The sequence below is a fragment of the Enterobacter sp. AC1 genome, from assembly GCF_050434705.1.
Classification (GTDB): Bacteria; Pseudomonadota; Gammaproteobacteria; order Enterobacterales; family Enterobacteriaceae; genus Enterobacter; species Enterobacter cloacae_L.
Map to the genome: position 1 here is coordinate 462,003 of NZ_JBNDIZ010000003.1, position 19,500 is coordinate 481,502.

Genomic DNA, 19,500 nt, shown 5'->3' on the forward strand with positions numbered 1-19,500 from the left:
TTCTCCAGGCCTACAGGCGCAAATTAAATTTCGTCAGGCGTACGCAGATTGGTGACGGCAATACGTTCACCACGTTTACGCTCGCGCTCAGACTGCATGTTCGCGCGATACACACCCTGATCGCCAACTACCCACGACAGTGGGCGACGTTCTTTACCGATGGACTCCTGCAGCAGCATCAGCGCCTGCATGTAAGCTTCCGGACGTGGCGGACAACCCGGGATGTACACATCCACTGGAATAAACTTATCTACGCCCTGCACGACGGAATAAATGTCGTACATACCGCCAGAGTTTGCGCATGCGCCCATGGAGATAACCCATTTTGGCTCCAGCATCTGGTCATAAAGACGCTGAATAACAGGTGCCATCTTGGTAAAGCAGGTACCGGCTACCACCATCAGGTCAGCCTGACGTGGGGAAGCACGCAATACCTCTGCCCCAAAACGCGCAACGTCATGCACCGCAGTGAATGACGTCACCATTTCAACGTAGCAGCAAGAAAGGCCAAAGTTGTACGGCCAGATGGAGTTCTTACGACCCCAGTTGACCATATCGTGCATGGCATGCTCGAGTTTGCCCATGTACACGCTTTTATTGACTTCTTGCTCCAGGGGGTCGGTTACGATCTCCTGTTTTTGCAGGGGGTAACGGTCATTCTCACCGTTAGGATCTATGCGGGTGAGCGTATAATCCATCTTATTGCCTCGCTGTTACTGCTGACGATTAGAGATACTGTTTTCCGGGTTGATGTGTTCACGGCGTGAACGCACAGGTGTCCAGTCCAGCGCGCCAATACGCACCAGATAAACCAGACCGGCCAGTAACACTAAAATGAAAATTGCGGCCTCGACAAAGCCCACCCAACCACTTTCGCGAATGGAGGTAGACCACGCGAAGAGGTAAAGCGCTTCCACGTCGAAGATGACGAAGAACATGGCTACCAGGTAGAACTTGGCAGACAGGCGTAAGCGAGCGGTACCTACGGAATCAATACCTGATTCGAAAGGTGTGTTTTTGTGCCTTGCGCGGGCGCGACCGCCCAGGAACCAGCCGCCGACTAACATCAGGCAGCACAGGCCAATGGCTACAATAAGAAAGATTGCGAATGCCCAGTGATGAGCGATGACTTCTGTGGATGTTGACATACTCATTGCTTACTCATCAAAAGTGATACCAACGACACTGCTCTTGCTGGCAGATGGGCATCACATCGATTCATGGGGAGGAACAAATAACCTTACACTAACTGTCAGAAATGAGACGTAGACAGCAAAATGATGGGGTTTTTTACTCCTTTCTATAACCTATTGTCAACTTTAACAAAGGTTTCTTCACATTAAATTACATCGAGCGATTCTCATTAACATTTGGTGCCCTTTAACCCTGGTGGGTACATGACTTTCCGTCAAATGTATGTTGTTGAATCGTGTCCGTTTCGGAAGTAAAAAAAATAACCCTCCTATTTTGACAGGATTTGCCAACGATTCCTCCCCCCAAATAGGAGTATTTTCTTGATCTGAGACACGCTTTTGTTAATTCAACCTGGAAAACGGCAACATCTTTCCTGTTTTTTTAACAAAGGTGGGATACGGATGACGTGAGAACGGAAAACGGATAATCTTTAACCAAAATAATTCAACCATTTGATTAATATATGTAATTCTGAAAACCCACTCACCGCTAGCGGGTATTATTGCTAAAAAAAAGCCACTGCATGTGAAAATCACACGAGTGGCTTTTTTTTACACTTACATTTTGTTACCACAATTTGAGCTAGCGATCACTCAAAGTCACCTTCAACGATCAGGGAATCATCCCCCCCTTCGGAGGTAACACGCTCGAACTGCCATGGGTTGTGGTAATTTTCCATCGCCTCGAACACCACTTTTGCCAACTCGTTATGACTGCTTGAGTTATGGCAGAGCAGATATTCCGTATCTGGCAGCGCTGGAAGCCCATCAGATTTACCCAGGACGCGCAGATCCGGGCTCATCATCTCTACCGGACGGGCCGTTACGCCAAGCCCGGCTTTCACCGCGGCACGAACCGCTGGCAACGTGGAAGCCACGTACGCCAGACGCCACGGAATGTTGGCCTCATTCAACGCCGTCAGCACCATATCGCGGAACGGGCTCGGGTCATCCAGTAACACCAGAGGAACCGGCTCCCCTTTTTGCAGCACATATTCGGCTGCGCAATACCAGTGCGTAGGCGATGTACGCAGCGTCAGGCAATCAAACTGCCCGGGACGATGCGTGGTGACCACCAGGTCGACTTTATTCTCATTTAACATCTCAACCATAAAGGCATTACGCTTTACGCTGACATCCAGCGCAAGCTTCGGATAAACCGAACTAATGCGGTTGAGAAGAAACGGCAATATAGTATCCGCTGACTCATCAGATGCGCCTAACGTTAGCACCCCTTGAAGGTTGCTAAACATTAATGACATACATGCTTCATCATTAAAGCGAAGAATTTTCCTGGCATAACCCAGAAGCTGAATACCGTGTTCCGTTAAAAGCTTATTACGCCCGTGACGGGCAAAAAGCTCTTTACCAACCAGTTGCTCCAGCCGCTGCATTTGCTGGCTAACGGCGGACTGGGTTCGGCAAACGGCGGCAGCAGCAGCTGCAAAAGTGTTGAGATCGGCGACCGCAACAAACGTTCTCAGCAGATCGAGGTCGAGATTCATTATCGGACGATTTGCATTTATCATATCTTTTCACTTTCAGGTTGCTCGTGCGGAGCTGCCCGGGTTGAAGCTGTGTGTATAACAGTTAAGCAATTCCCTCTGAAGGTTTTCCCTCGCATCCCGGCCCGGCAGACTGCCTGACAGATAGTTATTGTGCTGCTTTATATCAACAGTCAGAAAGCACGTTTCATGACGTTATTTTTATTCTCTTTTAACGTTCAGGATATTTAGATGTTCGCAGGTTTATGTAAATTACATTAAAGGTATAACACCTTTTCTGCCATCTTTATCGCAGCGCTGTCAACGTAGCAGGAGATGTTCAACACATTCCAGCCAGAGATAACTCCAACAATAACAATCAATTAATTCGGAAAATCAGTGTCTGATATACAAAAAGCTGGCATCTGACCTCTGCTTTCCTGAAAGACATCTTAACCCAAATCCACTTTATTTATAAGTCTTATTGCAATATTGAGGATTAAAGAAGAATGTTAAGCTTCTAAACTAATTTTATTAGAATTAACTAAAGTTGCATTTTTTAGGTTAATAATAAATAAATTTTAATTTAGATTAAGACCATTCATTAATGGCACTTAACATTAATTTCACATGAGTAACTTTTAGCCACAGTATGCTATTACCGTAAGATGTATCAAGCATTCAGGTTTTACGAAAAGTCACCCAGAGTGATTGCCACCGCTGTCTCCTCATCACTTATTTTTCACCAGCACAATATACAGCATTTCTACGACCACGTAGCACAATTAACCTCATTCCTCTCTGTGTGTACAACTTTAAGGCAGTAAAAAAGTTTACCCTCAGAGAAAAAGATTTATCAAAATTTCGCTACCGGCACAAAATCTTCTACTGCACGCCCTTCAAAACGAAGCGAGGGGGGAGTACATTATTCCGTGCTGACTTCCACGGCAGGGAGTGGCAATAATAGCGAAAAGGTTAAAGGTTCATGTCCCCTATCGAAAAATCCAGCAAGCTTGATAACGTCTGTTATGACATCCGTGGCCCGGTTCTGAAAGAGGCTAAACGCCTTGAGGAAGAAGGCAATAAGGTTCTGAAACTCAACATTGGTAACCCCGCGCCATTTGGTTTTGAAGCGCCGGATGAAATTCTGGTTGATGTGATCCGCAACCTTCCTACCGCACAGGGCTATTGCGATTCAAAAGGACTTTACTCCGCACGTAAAGCCATCATGCAGCACTACCAGGCACGCGGTATGCGTGATGTTACCGTTGAAGATATTTATATCGGTAACGGCGTTTCCGAACTGATTGTGCAGGCAATGCAGGCGCTGCTGAACAGCGGGGACGAAATGCTGGTCCCCGCGCCGGACTATCCGCTGTGGACGGCAGCCGTATCGCTGTCCAGCGGTAAAGCCGTGCACTATCTGTGCGACGAGTCCTCTGACTGGTTCCCTGACCTCGATGACATTCGCGCAAAAATTACGCCTCGTACGCGCGGCATCGTGATCATTAACCCGAACAACCCGACGGGCGCGGTCTACTCAAAAGAGCTGCTGATGGAGATCGTCGAGCTCGCCCGCCAGCATAACCTGATCATCTTCGCTGACGAGATTTACGACAAGATCCTGTACGACGCAGCGCAGCACCACTCTATTGCCGCGCTGGCCCCGGATCTGCTGACCGTCACTTTTAACGGCCTGTCTAAAACCTACCGCGTGGCCGGTTTCCGTCAGGGCTGGATGGTCTTAAACGGTCCGAAAAAACACGCCAAAGGCTATATTGAAGGGCTGGAGATGCTGGCCTCCATGCGTTTATGCGCCAACGTTCCGGCGCAGCACGCGATCCAGACGGCACTCGGCGGCTATCAGAGCATTAGCGAGTTCATCGTTCCCGGCGGTCGCCTGTACGAACAGCGTAACCGCGCGTGGGAGCTGATCAACGATATCCCCGGCGTCTCCTGCGTGAAGCCGAATGGGGCGCTGTATATGTTCCCGAAAATCGACGCGAAGCGCTTCAACATTCACGACGACCAGAAAATGGTGCTCGATTTCCTGTTGCAGGAAAAAGTGCTGCTGGTTCAGGGCACGGCGTTTAACTGGCCGTGGCCGGATCACGTGCGTATCGTGACGCTGCCGCGCGAAGATGACCTCGAAATGGCCATCAGCCGCTTCGGGCGATTCCTCTCTGGATACCATCAGTAATCTTAAAATCAGGCTACTTCGGTAGCCTGATTTGCATCTTCCTTCCCCTCCCCGCACAATGAATGCCTGTCGCAGTAAAGACAAAAGGTAACCTATGAGTCAGAGTCATTTCTTTGCCCACCTCTCCCGTCTGAAACTCATCAACCGCTGGCCGCTGATGCGTAATGTCCGCACTGAGAATGTGTCAGAGCACAGCCTGCAGGTTGCTATGGTCGCGCACGCGCTGGCCGCCATTAAAAACCGCAAATTCAACGGACAGGTCAACGCAGAACGCATCGCTCTGCTGGCGATGTACCACGATGCGTCAGAAGTGCTGACCGGCGATCTGCCTACGCCGGTGAAATATTTCAACTCGCAGATTGCGCAGGAATATAAGGCCATCGAAAAGATTGCCCAGCAGAAGCTGATTGACATGGTGCCAGAAGAGCTGCGCGACATCTTTGAACCGCTCATCGATGAGCATCAGTATACGGAAGACGAAAAGTCGCTGGTCAAACAAGCCGACGCGCTGTGTGCCTACCTGAAGTGTCTCGAAGAGCTGTCCGCGGGGAATAACGAGTTTTTACTGGCGAAAACGCGTCTGGAAAAAACGCTGGAATCCCGCCGCAGCGAAGAGATGGATTACTTTATGCAGGTATTTGTACCGAGCTTCCATTTATCGCTGGATGAGATTAGCCAGGATTCTCCGTTGTAATTTTTCGCCGGGTGGCGGCTTCGCCTTACCCGGCCTACGTTTCTGCGCTCACGCTAAAACGGGAATAACACCGGTATCAACACCACGCATACCAGCATCACCAGCACGGTGAACGGCACACCCAGCTTCACAAAATCGCTGAACCGGTAGTTCCCCGGCCCCAGCACAAGGGTATTGACCGGTGAAGAGACCGGCGTCATGAACGCCGCTGATGCCGCCATCGCCACCATCATCGCAAAGGGATACGGCGATACGCCCATGGATTTCGCCATCGCCAGCGCGATGGGTGCCATCAGCACCGCCGTGGCGGTATTGGAAATGAACAGCCCAATGGTGGCGCACATGACGAACAGGCACATCATCATCATATACGGGCCGTATCCTCCGCCAACGTCCATAAGTCCTTTAACGACTAAATCCACACCGCCGGTTTTTTGCAGGGCAAGGGCAAACGGCATCATCCCTACAATCAAAATGATGCTTGGCCAGTGAATCGCTTTATAGGCGCTCTCGGCATCAATGCAGCGAAATTTCCCCATTAACAGGCAGGCAATAATGGCCGCAACCGGATTTGGGATCTCGTCGGTCAGCATCAGCGCCACCATCAATACCAGACAAAAAATGGCATGGGGCGCCTGGCTGTGCGCCGGGGAGGCGTCGCTCTCTTCAACAGGCATGTTGAGCACCACAAAGTCGCGGCCCTTTTGCCCGAGCTGGCTAATCAGCTTCCAGTTGCCGACGACGAGAAAGATATCGCCCAGCAGGATCGGCTCGTCCACCACCGCCCCTTCCACCGCCACGCCATCGCGCTTCAGCCCCACGACATTCAGGCCATAGCGCGTCCGGAACCCCATTTCCCGCACGGTTTTGCCCAACAGTTCCGATTCGGGGATCAGCGACACTTCGGCCATGCCGACATCCAGCGCCTGGTCTGAGAAATACTCTCCGCGCAGCACCATGGGTTCGAGTAGCTGTTCACTGCAAAACTCGCGCAGATCTACATCCGCGGTGGACATATCAATCAGCAGGACATCCCGCGCGCGGAATTCCGACACCCCGTTGACGTTGACGATGACCCGGCGAAAACGACGCCAGCGCTCGACACCAATCACATTCGCGCCATAGCGCTCACGCAGTTTCAGGTCGTCAAGCCGTTGCCCCACCATCGGCGAGCCGGGGCGAATGGCCAGACGGCGCGCGCGCCCGGTGAGGCGGTACTCTTTTATCAGATCGCGGAAGGTGCGTCGTTTCCAGCCCTCTTTGCTTTTGTCCTGTTTTTCACCTTTGAGGGCAAAACGGGTCAGCAGCATATAGAGCACGCCCAGCACCAGAATGACCAGCCCAAGCGGGGTGACGCTGAAAAAACTGAAGCCCTGGAAGCCTTCCCGAATGAGCTCGCTGTTGACGACCAGGTTCGGCGGCGTTGCCACCAGCGTCATCATGCCGCTGATCAAACCGGCAAAACTCAGAGGCATCATCAGGCGCGACGGCGAGCTCTGCATGCGCATGGAGACGCTCAGCACCACCGGGATAAAGATAGCGACCACGCCCGTTGAGCTCATAAATGCCCCCAACCCGGCGACCGTCAGCATCAAATAGATCAACATTTTCGTTTCGCTGTTGCCGGCCACCTTAATCAGCCACGCCCCCATGATGGTTGCCACACCGGTGCGCACGAGGCCATCGCCGATGATAAACAGGGCAGCAATCAGGATAACGTTGGGATCGCTAAACCCGGAGAAGGCTTCCGGCAGCGTGAGCGTACCGCTCAGCACAAACGCGACGATGACAAACAAGGCGACGGCGTCCATGCGCACCTTGCCCGTTGCAAAAAGGATGATGGCGATTAAAAGCAGGCTCAGGACCCAGATTAGTTCACCGTTCACAACATGTCCTTGTCAGTGGGAGATGAGAAATTTTGCCATAAAAAAGCCCCATCAGCGTGGGGCTATATCATGGGTTTACATTTTTAGCGAGACGGTTACAACGCCGTCAGGGGCTTTCGAAACAGCCAGGGCCGTCAAAGAATCCAGCACAAAGTCGGCCTCCTCCAGGCGGGGAGATCCCGCCGGAACATTCACCGCGATAACGTGGCTTCCGGCGTTCAGCCCGGCCAGTACGCCGGCGGCCGCATCTTCTACTACCACACACTCTGCCGGGGCGAGCCCAAGTAGTTCAGCACCCAGTAAAAATGCATCGGGTTCGGGTTTGCCACGCTTAACGCGTTCCGCAGTGATAAACACTTCCGGCTTCGGTAACCCTGCCGCCTTATGGCGGGCATGGGCGACGGGAATGGAGCCTGAGGTGACGATAGCCCACGGGATCTGCGCTTCGTTCAGATGCTCAAGCAGTTCACGCGCGCCCGGTAAGGCGGTAATACCGTCCGTGTCTGTGGCTTCAATGTGCTCCAGGTATTTGAACTCCGCCTGAATTTCGTCCTCAGAGCGTCCGGCCAGGAAGTGCCGTAGCGAGGTAATGGCCTGTTTGCCATGGATAAAATTCAGCACCTCCTGATGGTCGATGCCATGTCTGTCAGCCCAGTGGCACCATGAACGCTCCACAACCGGCAGCGAATCCACCAGCGTACCGTCCAGATCAAACAGAAAACCTCTACACTGCACACGCACCTCCGTCAGGCATTAATGATTTGTTGAATTTCGTTGCTGCTTAAATGGTACTGACGCGGGCAGGCGTGCCACGCGCTCAGCATTCGCTGGTATTTATCCCACATTGGGGTCTGCGCGTTGAAACCGTGGGTGCCCGCGTCAAAGTGGGTGTAACGCCCTTCGGTATTCACCATAAAGCGAACATAGCTTAGATAACGCGCTTCCGTTGCCGCATCAAAGCCTAAGAAAGTCACGCGGCGCTCGTCAATGGACTGCTGATCTTTGAGATTCGTCCAGGAGACGTGCAGGGCGTGATACATCTCCATGATGTCGATCACGATGCGGCAGGTTTCTTCTTTCAGCTCGCCAAACTCGCGGTCCAGTTCGCGCATTTGCAAACCAAAGCCGCGTTCGACGATGGTCTGCAGGCGGCTGTAGCGCGCAGCGTTATCGGGATCAAGCATAGTCATCATCTTGTACTGGTTAGACAAAATCAGACGTTGAGCATGGGTCATTTCCATCTTTCGACTCCTGTAGCGCATTGCACTTAAAAAAAAGACACGGTAACTGATTGTTACTGTGCCTTCTTTTCGTCGTCGTTTCGATGATCAATCACAAGTCATCGAGGAATGTTTTATCCAGTTGCTTAAAAGCACGCTTTAACGTGTCCGCCAGCGCCTGGTAATCGGGTTTACCTTCGACCGGGGCGAGCGCCTGCCCGGCCTCCTCCAGTTTTCCGCGAACTTCATAAAACCAGTGTAAAATAGAAGGTGGGAGTGGCGTGACAGAGCGTTTACCTAACCACCACAGGCCCTGCATCGGCAGGCTTAACGCGAACAGCGCCGTCGCGACGGCAGGACCAAGCTGCCCACCCAGCGCTATCTGCCAGCACAGCGTAAAGACAGCGACGGGCGGCATAAAGCGAATCGCATAGCGCGTGGCGCGGATAGTGCGATTCTCAATGAACATCGGCGCAAGGCGCTTTTCCATTGGCCACGTCTTTGCGTAATGCTGTCCCCGACGAAACAGACTGAAGAAATTTACGGACGGGTTCTCTGGTGTCGACATGGCTGTACCTCAACTTCACATATAAAAATTAAAATTTTCGTGCAAAACCACAACAAGCTATGACAACGTTCAAAATATTTTGTCATCTCTACCCCGTATCGGGTATCCTGTGCCAGCCTGATAGGGCCTTAGACGAGAATCTTTAACTCGTCAAATTATCGCATATTATGCCATTGGCTGAAAATTGTGCAAAATGGCATAAAATCATAGTTATTTCTTCCATCATGCCACAATGTTCGTTTGGCATGATGTTAATCATAAATGTCTGAGTCATCATGCGTTACGCTGTTAGACTCACTGACGTTTTTTTAGCCACGTATCAATAATAGGTACTTCCATGTCGAGTAAGTTAGTACTGGTTCTGAACTGCGGTAGCTCCTCACTGAAATTCGCCATCATCGATGCGCTCAACGGTGACGAATACCTCTCTGGTTTGGCCGAATGTTTCCATCTGCCTGAAGCACGTATCAAGTGGAAGATGGACGGCAGCAAACAAGAAGCGGCTTTAGGTGCAGGCGCCGCTCACAGTGAAGCGCTGAACTTTATCGTTAACACTATTCTGGCACAAAAACCAGAACTGTCTGCTCAGCTGACTGCGATTGGTCACCGTATCGTCCACGGCGGCGAAAAATACACCAGCTCCGTCGTGATCGATGAATCTGTTATCCAGGGCATCAAAGACTCCGCCTCTTTTGCACCGCTGCACAACCCGGCGCACCTGATCGGCATCGCTGAAGCGCTGAAATCCTTCCCGAATCTGAAAGACAAAAACGTGGCCGTATTCGACACCGCGTTCCATCAGACCATGCCGGAAGAGTCTTACCTCTATGCCCTGCCATACAGCCTGTACAAAGAGCACGGCGTACGTCGTTACGGCGCGCACGGCACCAGCCACTTCTATGTGACGCAGGAAGCCGCAAAAGTTCTGAACAAGCCGGTTGAAGAACTGAACATCATCACCTGCCACCTGGGCAACGGTGGTTCTGTTTCTGCTATCCGTAACGGTAAATGTGTTGATACCTCCATGGGTCTGACCCCGCTGGAAGGTCTGGTGATGGGTACCCGTTCCGGTGACATCGACCCGGCGATCATCTTCCACCTGCACGACACCCTGGGCATGAGCGTTGACCAGATCAACAAAATGCTGACCAAAGAGTCTGGCCTGCTGGGTCTGACCGAAGTCACCAGCGACTGCCGTTACGTTGAAGACAACTACGCAGAGAAAGAAGACGCTAAACGTGCAATGGACGTTTACTGCCACCGTCTGGCGAAATACATCGGCTCTTACACTGCGCTGATGGACGGTCGTCTGGACGCGGTTATCTTCACCGGTGGTATCGGTGAGAATGCGGCAATGGTTCGTGAACTGTCCCTGGGCAAACTGGGCGTTCTGGGCTTCGACGTTGATCACGAGCGTAACCTGGCTGCCCGCTTCGGCAAGTCTGGCTTCATCAACAAAGAAGGCACCCGCCCTGCTCTCGTTATCCCAACTAACGAAGAACTGGTCATTGCGCAAGACGCGCACCGCCTGACTGCCTGATTCCACACCGCCAGCAATGCTGGCGGTGCTGTTTTGTAACCCGCCACATTTGGGCGGTAACGAAAGAGGATAAACCGTGTCCCGTACTATTATGCTGATCCCTACCGGAACCAGCGTCGGCCTGACCAGCGTCAGCCTTGGCGTGATCCGTGCTATGGAACGCAAAGGCGTTCGTCTGAGCGTCTTTAAGCCAATCGCCCAGCCACGTGCCGGTGGCGATGCGCCAGACCAGACCACCACCATCGTTCGCAAGAATTCCAATCTGCCAGCGGCCGAACCGCTGAAGATGAGCCACGTTGAATCTCTGCTGTCCAGCAACCAGAAAGACGTGCTGATGGAAGAGATCATCGCTAACTACCATGCTAACGCGCAAGACGCTGAAGTGGTGCTGGTTGAAGGCCTGGTCCCGACGCGCAAACACCAGTTTGCCCAGTCTCTGAACTTCGAAATCGCGAAAACCCTGAACGCAGAGATCATTTTCGTGATGTCTCAGGGCACTGATACCCCAGAGCAGCTGAACGAGCGTATCGAACTGACGCGCAGCAGCTTCGGCGGCGCGAAAAATACCAGCATCACCGGCGTGATCGTGAACAAGCTGAACGCGCCAGTTGATGAGCAGGGCCGTACTCGTCCTGACCTGTCCGAAATCTTCGACGACTCTTCCAAAGCGAAAGTGGTTAAAGTTGACCCGGCTAAGCTGCAGGAATCCAGCCCGCTGCCAGTTCTGGGCGCGGTGCCTTGGAGCTTCGATCTGATCGCCACCCGTGCAATCGACATGGCGCGTCACCTGAACGCCACCATCGTTAACGAAGGCGACATCAACACCCGCCGCGTGAAGTCCGTAACCTTCTGTGCGCGCAGCATTCCGCACATGCTGGAGCACTTCCGCGCAGGTTCCCTGCTGGTGACCTCCGCAGACCGTCCTGACGTGCTAGTTGCAGCGTGTCTGGCCGCGATGAACGGCGTGGAGATCGGTGCCATCCTGCTGACCGGCGCTTACGAAATGGACCCACGCGTCAGCAAACTGTGCGAGCGCGCGTTCGCAACCGGCCTGCCGGTCTTCATGGTCAACACCAATACCTGGCAGACCTCTTTGAGCCTGCAGAGCTTCAACCTGGAAGTTCCGGTTGATGACCATGAGCGTATTGAGAAAGTTCAGGAATACGTTGCGGGCTACATTAACGCAGACTGGATCGAATCCCTGACCGCGACCTCCGAGCGCAGCCGCCGTCTGTCTCCTCCTGCATTCCGTTATCAGCTGACCGAGCTGGCGCGTAAAGCAGGCAAGCGCGTGGTTCTGCCAGAAGGCGACGAACCACGTACCGTTAAAGCGGCTGCTATCTGTGCAGAGCGCGGCATCGCGACCTGTGTGCTGCTGGGTAACCCTGATGAGATCAACCGCGTTGCGGCGTCTCAGGGCGTTGAGCTGGGCGCAGGCATCGAAATCGTTGACCCTGAAGTGGTTCGCGAAAGCTACGTTGCCCGTCTGGTTGAGCTGCGTAAGAGCAAGGGCATGACCGAAGCCGTTGCGCGCGAACAGCTGGAAGACAACGTGGTGCTGGGTACGCTGATGCTGGAGCAGGACGAAGTTGACGGTCTGGTTTCCGGTGCGGTTCACACCACCGCAAACACCATCCGTCCACCGCTGCAGCTGATCAAAACGGCACCGGGCAGCTCTCTGGTCTCTTCCGTATTCTTCATGCTGCTGCCTGAACAGGTTTACGTTTACGGCGACTGCGCGATCAACCCGGATCCAACTGCAGAGCAGCTGGCAGAAATCGCAATCCAGTCCGCGGACTCCGCGATTGCCTTCGGCATCGAACCTCGCGTGGCGATGCTCTCCTACTCCACCGGCACCTCTGGTGCAGGTAGCGACGTAGAGAAAGTGCGTGAAGCGACCCGTCTGGCACAGGAAAAACGTCCTGACCTGATGATCGACGGCCCGCTGCAGTACGATGCCGCCGTTATGGCTGACGTTGCGAAATCCAAAGCGCCGAACTCTCCGGTTGCGGGTCGCGCTACCGTGTTCATCTTCCCGGATCTGAACACCGGTAACACCACCTACAAAGCGGTACAGCGTTCTGCAGACCTGATCTCCATCGGGCCAATGCTGCAGGGCATGCGCAAACCTGTGAACGACCTGTCCCGTGGTGCGCTGGTTGACGATATCGTCTACACCATCGCGCTGACCGCGATCCAGTCTTCGCAGCAGCAGTAAGTTTTACTGCAACAAAAAGGCGACCTCACGGTCGCCTTTTTTATTTACAGCAGCTCTCTCGCCGCCGACACAATGTCATGTGCCGTCAGGCCATACTCCTTCTGCAGGAACTCCTGCGTCCCCACCTGGCCGTAACGCTCCTTCACCCCCACCCGCCGCATCGGCACCGGGCAGGTTTCCACCAGCACTTCCGCCACCGCCGATCCCAGCCCGTTGTGAATGCTGTGGTTTTCACAGGTGACGATGCGCCCGGTTTTCTCGGCGTAGTTTTTCACCAGCATCCGGTCGATGGGCTTCAGGGTAAACATGTCGATAACCGCCGCGCTGACGCCCTCCTGCTCCAGCTGACGCGCCGCCTCCAGCGCTTCCGCCACCATGATGCCGTTGGCGATCAACGTAATATCACTCCCCTCGCGCAGCACGTTGCCTTTACCGATGGTGAAGGTTGAGCCCGGCGCGTAGACGCTCGGTGCCTGCTTACGGATGGTGCGCACCCAGTAGAACCCTTCCAGGTCGATAAGCTGGCGCAGCACGTCCTCGAACATCACCGCATCGGTCACCTCCAGCACAACCGAGTGCGCCAGACCGCGTACGATGCCCATATCCTCAAACGACATATGGGTCCCGCCGTTGTGACAGGCCGTTACCCCCGCATCCGAGGCAATTACCTTCACGTTGTTGCGCTGGTAGTCCAGGGACATAAACAGCTGGTCGAAGCAGCGGCGGCTGGCAAACGCGGTGAAGGTGTGAACAAACGGCTTACGTCCGGTAAGCGACAGCCCCGCCGCCGTGCCGATGACATTGGCTTCCATAATGCCGCAGTTAATCACGTGCTGCGGATAATCGCGCGCCACGCCGTCCATCGCCATCGAACTCATCAGGTCAGCTTCGAGGGCGATAATCTCACTGCCAGCCTCAATCTGTTTTGCCACAAAGCCAGCGTAAACTTTACGCATCTCAACGGCATCTTTCTGTCCTGCCGGTGCAACCTTAATCATGTGAAGCCTCCAGTTGGCGAATCGTCTCGTTGAGGGCCGCTTTGCTCTCCGGGGTTAATCGCAGGTGGTGCGAGTTGCTGAGCTGCTCAAGATACGGCACCCCCTGCCCTTTGATGCTGTCGAGGATCACCACCCGCGGGCGAGCGTCTGCGGCAGGCACCCGAGACGTCACCTCCAGCAGCGTTCGGATATCGTCACCTTTCACCGTTACCACGTCGAAGCCAAAGGCGCGGAATTTCCCCTCCAGATCGAATGCGCTGATGATCTCATCCAGTTCGCCATCCAGCTGCTGTTTGTTCCAGTCGACGAAAACCGTCAGGTTGTTCAGACGATGGTGGGCAATAAACTGGAAGGCTTCCCAGCACTGCCCCTCGTTCAGCTCGCCGTCACCGACGATGCAGAAGACCCGATTCGGACGCCCCGCCAGCTTGTGCGACAGCGCCATGCCGGCGGCGATGGAAATACCTTGCCCCAGCGAACCGGTCGTGGCATCCACACCGCGCGTTTTCAGACGGTCCGGATGGCTTGGCAGGCGCGTACCGTTGTGGTTTAGCGTGCTCAGCTCCTCCATCGGGAAGTAGCCCTTAATCGCCAGCGTGCTGTAGAGCGCCGGGCCCGCATGGCCTTTCGACAGGACAAAATAGTCCCGCTCTGGCCAGTCCGGGTCTGCCGGGTCGATTTTCATCACCGCGCCGTACAGCACGGCCAGCGTTTCAACCACCGACATGCTGCCGCCGTAGTGGCCAAAGCCCAGCTGCGTCAGCGATTTCAGGGTCTCAAGACGAATTTGACGCGCGAGTTCGGTTATCTCTTTCTCATTCATGATTTGGCTCCGGTGTTTTCCTGCGCGTTACCGCCCGCAGGTTTGTTTTTCGCGAAGACGTTGTACGCCACCAGCAGCGCGAACAACGCAACGACCAGTCCGGTAATGGCAAGCGGCGACAGGAAGCGCGCCAGGTTGCCGAGCACAATCCCGACGGCGCCGAAGTCAGCATCCGAGAAGGTGGTGTTGGCAAAGCCAATTGCGCCCAGTACGGGCAGCAGCAGGACCGGCAGGAAGGTGATCAGCAGGCCGTTAGCGAAGGCACCAATCATTGCCCCGCGACGTCCGCCGGTGGCGTTACCGAACACGCCCGCCGTCGCGCCGGTGAAGAAGTGTGGCACCACGCCCGGCAGAATCAGCACCCAGCTGAATTGCCCGCAGATGAACAACCCCACAATCCCGCCGAGGAAGCTGAACAGGAAGCCGATCAGCACCGCGTTTGGCGCATACGGATAGACCACCGGGCAGTCCAGGGCTGGACGCGCATTGGGCACCAGCTTTTCCGAGAAGCCGGTAAAGGCCGGGACGATTTCCGCCAGAATCAGGCGCACGCCCTGCAGGATGATGAATACGCCCGCCGCGAAGGTAATCGCCATGATCATGGCGTAGACGAGGTAGTTCTGACCGCCGCTGAAGGTGGCCTCGACGTACTCGCGTCCGGCGCTCACCGCCATGATCAGGTAGATAATCATCATGGTCAGGGAGATAGAGATGGAACTGTCGCGCAGGAAGCTCAGGTTCTTCGGCAGGTTCATCTCTTCGGTTGATCGTGAGCCTTTGCCGACCTTGCTGCCAATCCAGCCGGAGAGCACGTAGCCCAGCGTGCCGAAGTGGCCGAAGGCAATCTCATCGTTGCCGGTAATGCGCTTCATGTAGCGCTGCGCAATCGCCGGGAAGAAAGCCATGATCAGGCCGAGGATCAGCGATCCGGTAAACACCAGCCCTACGCCCTCAAAGCCCGCCACCGTCAGGATCACGCCAATCATGCATGCCATGTAGAAGGTGTGATGCCCGGTCAGGAAGATATACTTCAGACGGGTAAAGCGGGCGACGATAATATTCGCCACCATACCGAAGGCCATAATGAGCGCGGTTGAAGCACCGTATTTTTCCAACGCAATGGAGACAATCGCCTCGTTATTAGGAATAATTCCCTGGATATTAAAGGCGTGTTCAAACATGCCGCCTAAAGGATTTAATGACCCGACCAGCACCGTGGCCCCGCCGCCCAGTACAATAAAGCCCAGTATGGTTTTAATCGTCCCTTTCACCACGTCGGAAAATGCTTTTTTCTGTGCAACCAGACCAATTAAAGCAATTAACCCCACCAGTACCGAAGGGACTTTTAATATATCAACAACGAAATTCAGCGTTTCAAGGATAAACATATCCACCTCGCCTTATCAGGGTTATTGTCTTTCGAACCAGCCGCGCAGCTGCGCTTCAAGTTCGTTGATATCAATGATGTTGTTGATCACCACCAGCTGGCTTTCCGGCACGCTGGCGCTGGCCGCAATGTCTTTTGCCATCACGAACAGATCGGCCGCGCCCGGCGTTGCCGAGGAGAGATCGGAGTGCTCAACGTCGGCCTCAATGTCCAGCTTTTTGAGAACCTTTTTAATGTTCATTTCGACCATAAAACTACTGCCCAGGCCAGAACCGCAAATAGCCATGATTTTCATTGTTGTCCCCTTATTTTGAGTAGAGTACGCCCCACCACGCTGACGCGTAATGTTGTGAAAAACCGGATTAAAAATAAATCAGAAGCGGTTAATAATCGTTTTTATCTCCTCCAGAGTATTCGCCTGATGCAGTTCAGCCATATCTTCATCGCTGGAAAATAATTCGGCCAGCGATGAGATCATTTCGATATGGCTATTTTTGTCGGGTGCCGCGAGCATAATAATCACATCGACAGGGTCAAACTCGCCGGCACCAAATGAGACGCCCTGTTTTAGTTTTAATAATGACAACCCCAGTCCTTTGGCTCCTTCCTCCGGCCGCGCATGCGGCATCGCCAGCCCTGGTGCCAGCACATAATAGGGTCCTAGCGCGTGGTGCTGCTGAATGATGGCCGTGACGTATTCAGGCTCAATCACCTGCAAATCCAACAGCGGTTTCGCGCACAGCTCCAGCGCCTGCGGCCAGTTTTCCACGCTATCCTGCAGCGTGATGGTTGTATCATATATCCATTTTTTGAGCACTTTTCACTCCCGATACACGCTAAAGATGAGCAAACTTTATTCAACGCATCGCCTAATGACTGCGATCGCGATCACAAAGATAGCGCTACCAATCGTTAACATTCAGAAATGTGATAGCGCTATCAAATTGCAATCACTGTGCTAAAACACAGCAAAAAAAGGGATTTAAGGCGTATACTGCCTGTCACGTGAAGCGAAGGAAAATAAGAACGCGTCTGGTCAGCAGGAAGGTGTATGTCTCTAACCCGAAAACGGCGCAGTACTGGTAAAGTGACACTCGCCGATGTCGCACAGCTTGCCGGTGTGGGCACGATGACCGTGTCCCGTGCACTCCGCACGCCCGAACAGGTTTCCGATAAACTACGTGAAAAAATTGAAGCAGCGGTGCAGGAGCTGGGTTATATGCCTAATCTTGCCGCCAGCGCGCTGGCCTCGGCGTCGTCATGGACGATAGCCATGGTAGTGCCTAATCTCTCCGAGGCCGGCTGCTCGGAGATGTTCGCCGGGCTACAGCAGGTGCTGCAGCCTGCCGGATATCAGATCATGCTGGCTGAATCCCAGCACCGTCTTGAGCAGGAAGAGAAGCTGCTGGAGACGCTGCTGGCGTCGAATATTGCCGCCGCTATCCTGCTCAGCGTTGAACATACCGATACCGTTCGTCACTGGCTCAAAAATGCCTCCATTCCGGTGATGGAAATGGGTGCCATGCGTGCCGACCCGATTGATATGAACATCGGGATTGATAACGTGGCGGCCATGTATGAGCTGACGGAAATGGTGATTAAGCGCGGCTACCAAAATATTGGCCTGCTGTGCGCCAACCAGGAGCAGTGGATTTTTCAGCAGCATCTGCAGGGCTGGTACAAGGCCATGCTTCGCCACCATATGTCGCCGAACCGGGTCATTAACGCGGCGATGTCGCCGAGTTTCTCAACCGGTGCAGCGCAGCTGCCTGAATTCCTGCTGGCCTGGCCCGAGCTGGATGCGCTGGTGTGCGTCTCTGACGAGCTGGCCTGTGGCGTGCTGTACGAGTGCCAGCGCAGGCGAATCAAGGTGCCGGACGATCTGGCGGTCGTGGGTTTTGGCGATAGCGACGTCAGCCGCGTCTGTCAGCCGCCGCTGACGACGATGGCGGTACCGCATCGTAAGATTGGGATTGAAGCCGGGAAAGCGTTACTGGAGCGGCTGAATGACGGGGACTGGCGCGATCAAAAGCCCATCGCGTCCAGTCTGTGTCTGAGAGAGAGTTGCTGAAGCTTACTCGGCCTCTTCCTCTTTTTCCGGTTTAGCGGATTCGTTTTTGGCATTACGGGTCATCCACAGCGCCAGCGCTTTTAACGAATCCGGCGTGAACTCGTCGCAGCGCGCGGTAATCTCTTCCGGCGTCATCCAGTTCACTTCGCTGACTTCTTCTTCCTGCAGGGCGAACGGGCCGTGAGAGACGCAGCTAAACAGCCCGCCCCAGACGCGGCAATGCTCGTCCTCGAAATAGAACTGACCGTGCTCGGCAAACGGCACACCGGCAATACCTAACTCTTCTTCCGCTTCACGACGCGCAGAATCCAGCAGCACTTCATCCGCCTGAACAACGCCACCGGCTGTGGCATCCAGCATACCAGGGAGAAAATCTTTGGTGTCCGTGCGGCGCTGAACCAGAATTTTGCCCATACCGTCATGAACAACGATATATGTCGCACGGTGACGCAGGCGCTCCGCACGCATTTGTTCGCGGCTGGCCTGCGCGATCACTTCATTCTCTTCGTTGACAATGTCAACCCACTCTGTACTTGCCAAATGACTCTGCTCCACCATCGGGAAACCTTCTCGTCTAAGCGCTCTTTCGGCGCGTTTGTAATTGAGGTGTAACTTACGGATTAATCGCTACCTGCGCAATAACTTGCTGATCATTAAGTGCGATAACACTCAGGGTATTTCCATCCAGCATGCCATAACTCGCAGGATATCCGCCTTTCGGGATGCTGACCGAACCCGGGTTAAAGTGATAAATATCACCGCGTTTTTCAGCAACCGGAATATGAGTATGACCGTAAACCAGGACATCGCCAGCCGCGAGCGCCGGGAGATTATCCGGGCTAAAAAGATGCCCGTGGGTGAGGAACAGGCGGCTTTGTTCCAGCAGCACCTGCTGCCACGGCGCGGTGATGGGAAAATGCAGCAGCATCTGGTCCACTTCGCTGTCGCAGTTGCCGCGAACGGCGATGATGCGCGAGGCATACGCATTCAGTTTTTCAGCCACCTGCGCAGGGGCATAGCCTTCCGGCAGCGCATTGCGCGGGCCGTGATTGAGCACATCGCCCAGAATAATCAGCCACTGCGCGCCGCTTTGTGCAAACTGAGAGAGCACGCGCTCGGTAGCGGGCAGCGATCCATGGATATCCGACGCAAACATCAGTTTCATCAGTCACTCCTCGGGAAAAAGACTGCCCACATCATACCTGAAGCGTCAGGGCT

At 54.0% G+C, this 19,500-nt stretch carries 19 protein-coding genes; 5 read left to right on the forward strand and 14 right to left on the reverse strand.

Annotated features, from left to right (window positions below; genetic code table 11):
* Positions 1-23 precede the first annotated feature (23 nt).
* From nuoB to lrhA, 3 genes are all read right to left on the reverse strand, one after another.
* Positions 24-698, reverse strand: a complete 675-nt coding sequence (gene nuoB, locus M2433_RS11875; protein WP_003861482.1) for an NADH-quinone oxidoreductase subunit NuoB — start codon at positions 696-698, stop codon at positions 24-26.
* A gap of 15 nt (positions 699-713) precedes the next feature.
* Positions 714-1,154, reverse strand: a complete 441-nt coding sequence (gene nuoA / locus M2433_RS11880) for an NADH-quinone oxidoreductase subunit NuoA (RefSeq protein ID WP_003861475.1) — start codon at positions 1,152-1,154, stop codon at positions 714-716.
* Positions 1,155-1,783: 629 nt separating this feature from the next.
* A complete protein-coding gene (gene lrhA / locus M2433_RS11885; protein WP_021241557.1) occupies positions 1,784-2,722 on the reverse strand; it encodes a transcriptional regulator LrhA in 939 nt (312 codons plus the stop codon).
* A 940-nt stretch (positions 2,723-3,662) separates the two neighbouring features.
* Between lrhA and alaA the strand changes: the two genes are divergently transcribed.
* The gene (gene alaA / locus M2433_RS11890; protein ID WP_008500204.1) at positions 3,663-4,877 is read left to right on the forward strand and encodes an alanine transaminase AlaA; all 1,215 of its coding nucleotides are present in this window, start codon (positions 3,663-3,665) and stop codon (positions 4,875-4,877) included.
* 94 nt (positions 4,878-4,971) lie between these two features.
* Positions 4,972-5,571, forward strand: coding sequence for a 5'-deoxynucleotidase (yfbR, locus tag M2433_RS11895; protein ID WP_028016242.1), 600 nt, complete (start codon positions 4,972-4,974; stop codon positions 5,569-5,571).
* Between the two features lie 53 nt (positions 5,572-5,624).
* Here yfbR and M2433_RS11900 read toward each other — a convergent pair whose 3' ends face one another.
* The 4 genes from M2433_RS11900 to yfbV form a co-directional block, all read right to left on the reverse strand.
* Entirely contained in the window at positions 5,625-7,457 is a 1,833-nt protein-coding gene (locus tag M2433_RS11900; RefSeq protein ID WP_429054204.1) for an SLC13 family permease, read from the reverse strand.
* Between the two features lie 75 nt (positions 7,458-7,532).
* A complete protein-coding gene (locus M2433_RS11905) occupies positions 7,533-8,192 on the reverse strand; it encodes a sugar phosphatase (protein WP_429054203.1) in 660 nt (219 codons plus the stop codon).
* Between the two features lie 11 nt (positions 8,193-8,203).
* A complete protein-coding gene (locus M2433_RS11910; protein WP_008502874.1) occupies positions 8,204-8,698 on the reverse strand; it encodes a YfbU family protein in 495 nt (164 codons plus the stop codon).
* A gap of 91 nt (positions 8,699-8,789) precedes the next feature.
* Positions 8,790-9,245, reverse strand: coding sequence for a terminus macrodomain insulation protein YfbV (yfbV, locus tag M2433_RS11915; protein ID WP_032641969.1), 456 nt, complete (start codon positions 9,243-9,245; stop codon positions 8,790-8,792).
* 337 nt (positions 9,246-9,582) lie between these two features.
* Here yfbV and ackA point away from each other — a divergent pair, with 337 nt between their 5' ends.
* Entirely contained in the window at positions 9,583-10,785 is a 1,203-nt protein-coding gene (gene ackA / locus M2433_RS11920; RefSeq protein ID WP_033146081.1) for an acetate kinase, read from the forward strand.
* Between the two features lie 76 nt (positions 10,786-10,861).
* Entirely contained in the window at positions 10,862-13,003 is a 2,142-nt protein-coding gene (pta, locus tag M2433_RS11925) for a phosphate acetyltransferase (RefSeq protein WP_429054202.1), read from the forward strand.
* A 44-nt stretch (positions 13,004-13,047) separates the two neighbouring features.
* On the opposite strand, the gene M2433_RS11930 is transcribed toward pta, so the two are convergent.
* The 5 genes from M2433_RS11930 to M2433_RS11950 all read right to left on the reverse strand — a co-directional run bounded on the left by M2433_RS11930 (position 13,048) and on the right by M2433_RS11950 (position 17,028).
* Positions 13,048-14,001 (reverse strand): transketolase family protein, encoded by a 954-nt coding sequence (locus M2433_RS11930; protein WP_047346623.1) that lies wholly within the window; start codon positions 13,999-14,001, stop codon positions 13,048-13,050.
* Positions 13,994-14,824, reverse strand: coding sequence for a transketolase (locus tag M2433_RS11935; protein WP_429054200.1), 831 nt, complete (start codon positions 14,822-14,824; stop codon positions 13,994-13,996). Before M2433_RS11935 ends, M2433_RS11930 begins: the two co-directional genes overlap by 8 nt.
* Positions 14,821-16,212, reverse strand: a complete 1,392-nt coding sequence (locus M2433_RS11940) for a PTS ascorbate transporter subunit IIC (RefSeq protein ID WP_429054199.1) — start codon at positions 16,210-16,212, stop codon at positions 14,821-14,823. Before M2433_RS11940 ends, M2433_RS11935 begins: the two co-directional genes overlap by 4 nt.
* 21 nt (positions 16,213-16,233) lie before the next feature.
* A complete protein-coding gene (locus M2433_RS11945) occupies positions 16,234-16,506 on the reverse strand; it encodes a PTS sugar transporter subunit IIB (protein ID WP_047346626.1) in 273 nt (90 codons plus the stop codon).
* 78 nt (positions 16,507-16,584) lie between these two features.
* The gene (locus tag M2433_RS11950; RefSeq protein ID WP_429054197.1) at positions 16,585-17,028 is read right to left on the reverse strand and encodes a PTS sugar transporter subunit IIA; all 444 of its coding nucleotides are present in this window, start codon (positions 17,026-17,028) and stop codon (positions 16,585-16,587) included.
* 234 nt (positions 17,029-17,262) lie between these two features.
* Between M2433_RS11950 and M2433_RS11955 the strand changes: the two genes are divergently transcribed.
* Positions 17,263-18,282, forward strand: a complete 1,020-nt coding sequence (locus M2433_RS11955; RefSeq protein WP_047346628.1) for a LacI family DNA-binding transcriptional regulator — start codon at positions 17,263-17,265, stop codon at positions 18,280-18,282.
* Positions 18,283-18,285: 3 nt separating this feature from the next.
* On the opposite strand, the gene yfcD is transcribed toward M2433_RS11955, so the two are convergent.
* Together yfcD and yfcE are read right to left on the reverse strand one after the other, a co-directional pair.
* Entirely contained in the window at positions 18,286-18,840 is a 555-nt protein-coding gene (gene yfcD / locus M2433_RS11960) for an NUDIX hydrolase YfcD (protein ID WP_047346629.1), read from the reverse strand.
* A 55-nt stretch (positions 18,841-18,895) separates the two neighbouring features.
* Positions 18,896-19,447 (reverse strand): phosphodiesterase, encoded by a 552-nt coding sequence (yfcE, locus tag M2433_RS11965; RefSeq protein WP_429054194.1) that lies wholly within the window; start codon positions 19,445-19,447, stop codon positions 18,896-18,898.
* Between the last annotated feature and the right edge of the window lie 53 nt (positions 19,448-19,500).

What these genes read in the sequence shown, in the direction of transcription:
- alaA (WP_008500204.1), top strand. Translation starts at nt 3,663, where the DNA reads ATGTCCCCTATCGAAAAATCCAGCAAGCTTGATAACGTCTGTTATGAC.
- M2433_RS11930 (WP_047346623.1), bottom strand. Translation starts at nt 14,001, where the DNA reads ATGATTAAGGTTGCACCGGCAGGACAGAAAGATGCCGTTGAGATGCGT.
- yfbV (WP_032641969.1), bottom strand. Translation starts at nt 9,245, where the DNA reads ATGTCGACACCAGAGAACCCGTCCGTAAATTTCTTCAGTCTGTTTCGT.
- ackA (WP_033146081.1), top strand. Translation starts at nt 9,583, where the DNA reads ATGTCGAGTAAGTTAGTACTGGTTCTGAACTGCGGTAGCTCCTCACTG.
- M2433_RS11945 (WP_047346626.1), bottom strand. Translation starts at nt 16,506, where the DNA reads ATGAAAATCATGGCTATTTGCGGTTCTGGCCTGGGCAGTAGTTTTATG.
- nuoA (WP_003861475.1), bottom strand. Translation starts at nt 1,154, where the DNA reads ATGAGTATGTCAACATCCACAGAAGTCATCGCTCATCACTGGGCATTC.
- M2433_RS11955 (WP_047346628.1), top strand. Translation starts at nt 17,263, where the DNA reads ATGTCTCTAACCCGAAAACGGCGCAGTACTGGTAAAGTGACACTCGCC.
- M2433_RS11910 (WP_008502874.1), bottom strand. Translation starts at nt 8,698, where the DNA reads ATGGAAATGACCCATGCTCAACGTCTGATTTTGTCTAACCAGTACAAG.
- yfcE (WP_429054194.1), bottom strand. Translation starts at nt 19,447, where the DNA reads ATGAAACTGATGTTTGCGTCGGATATCCATGGATCGCTGCCCGCTACC.
- lrhA (WP_021241557.1), bottom strand. Translation starts at nt 2,722, where the DNA reads ATGATAAATGCAAATCGTCCGATAATGAATCTCGACCTCGATCTGCTG.
- M2433_RS11940 (WP_429054199.1), bottom strand. Translation starts at nt 16,212, where the DNA reads ATGTTTATCCTTGAAACGCTGAATTTCGTTGTTGATATATTAAAAGTC.
- yfcD (WP_047346629.1), bottom strand. Translation starts at nt 18,840, where the DNA reads ATGGTGGAGCAGAGTCATTTGGCAAGTACAGAGTGGGTTGACATTGTC.
- M2433_RS11935 (WP_429054200.1), bottom strand. Translation starts at nt 14,824, where the DNA reads ATGAATGAGAAAGAGATAACCGAACTCGCGCGTCAAATTCGTCTTGAG.
- yfbR (WP_028016242.1), top strand. Translation starts at nt 4,972, where the DNA reads ATGAGTCAGAGTCATTTCTTTGCCCACCTCTCCCGTCTGAAACTCATC.
- nuoB (WP_003861482.1), bottom strand. Translation starts at nt 698, where the DNA reads ATGGATTATACGCTCACCCGCATAGATCCTAACGGTGAGAATGACCGT.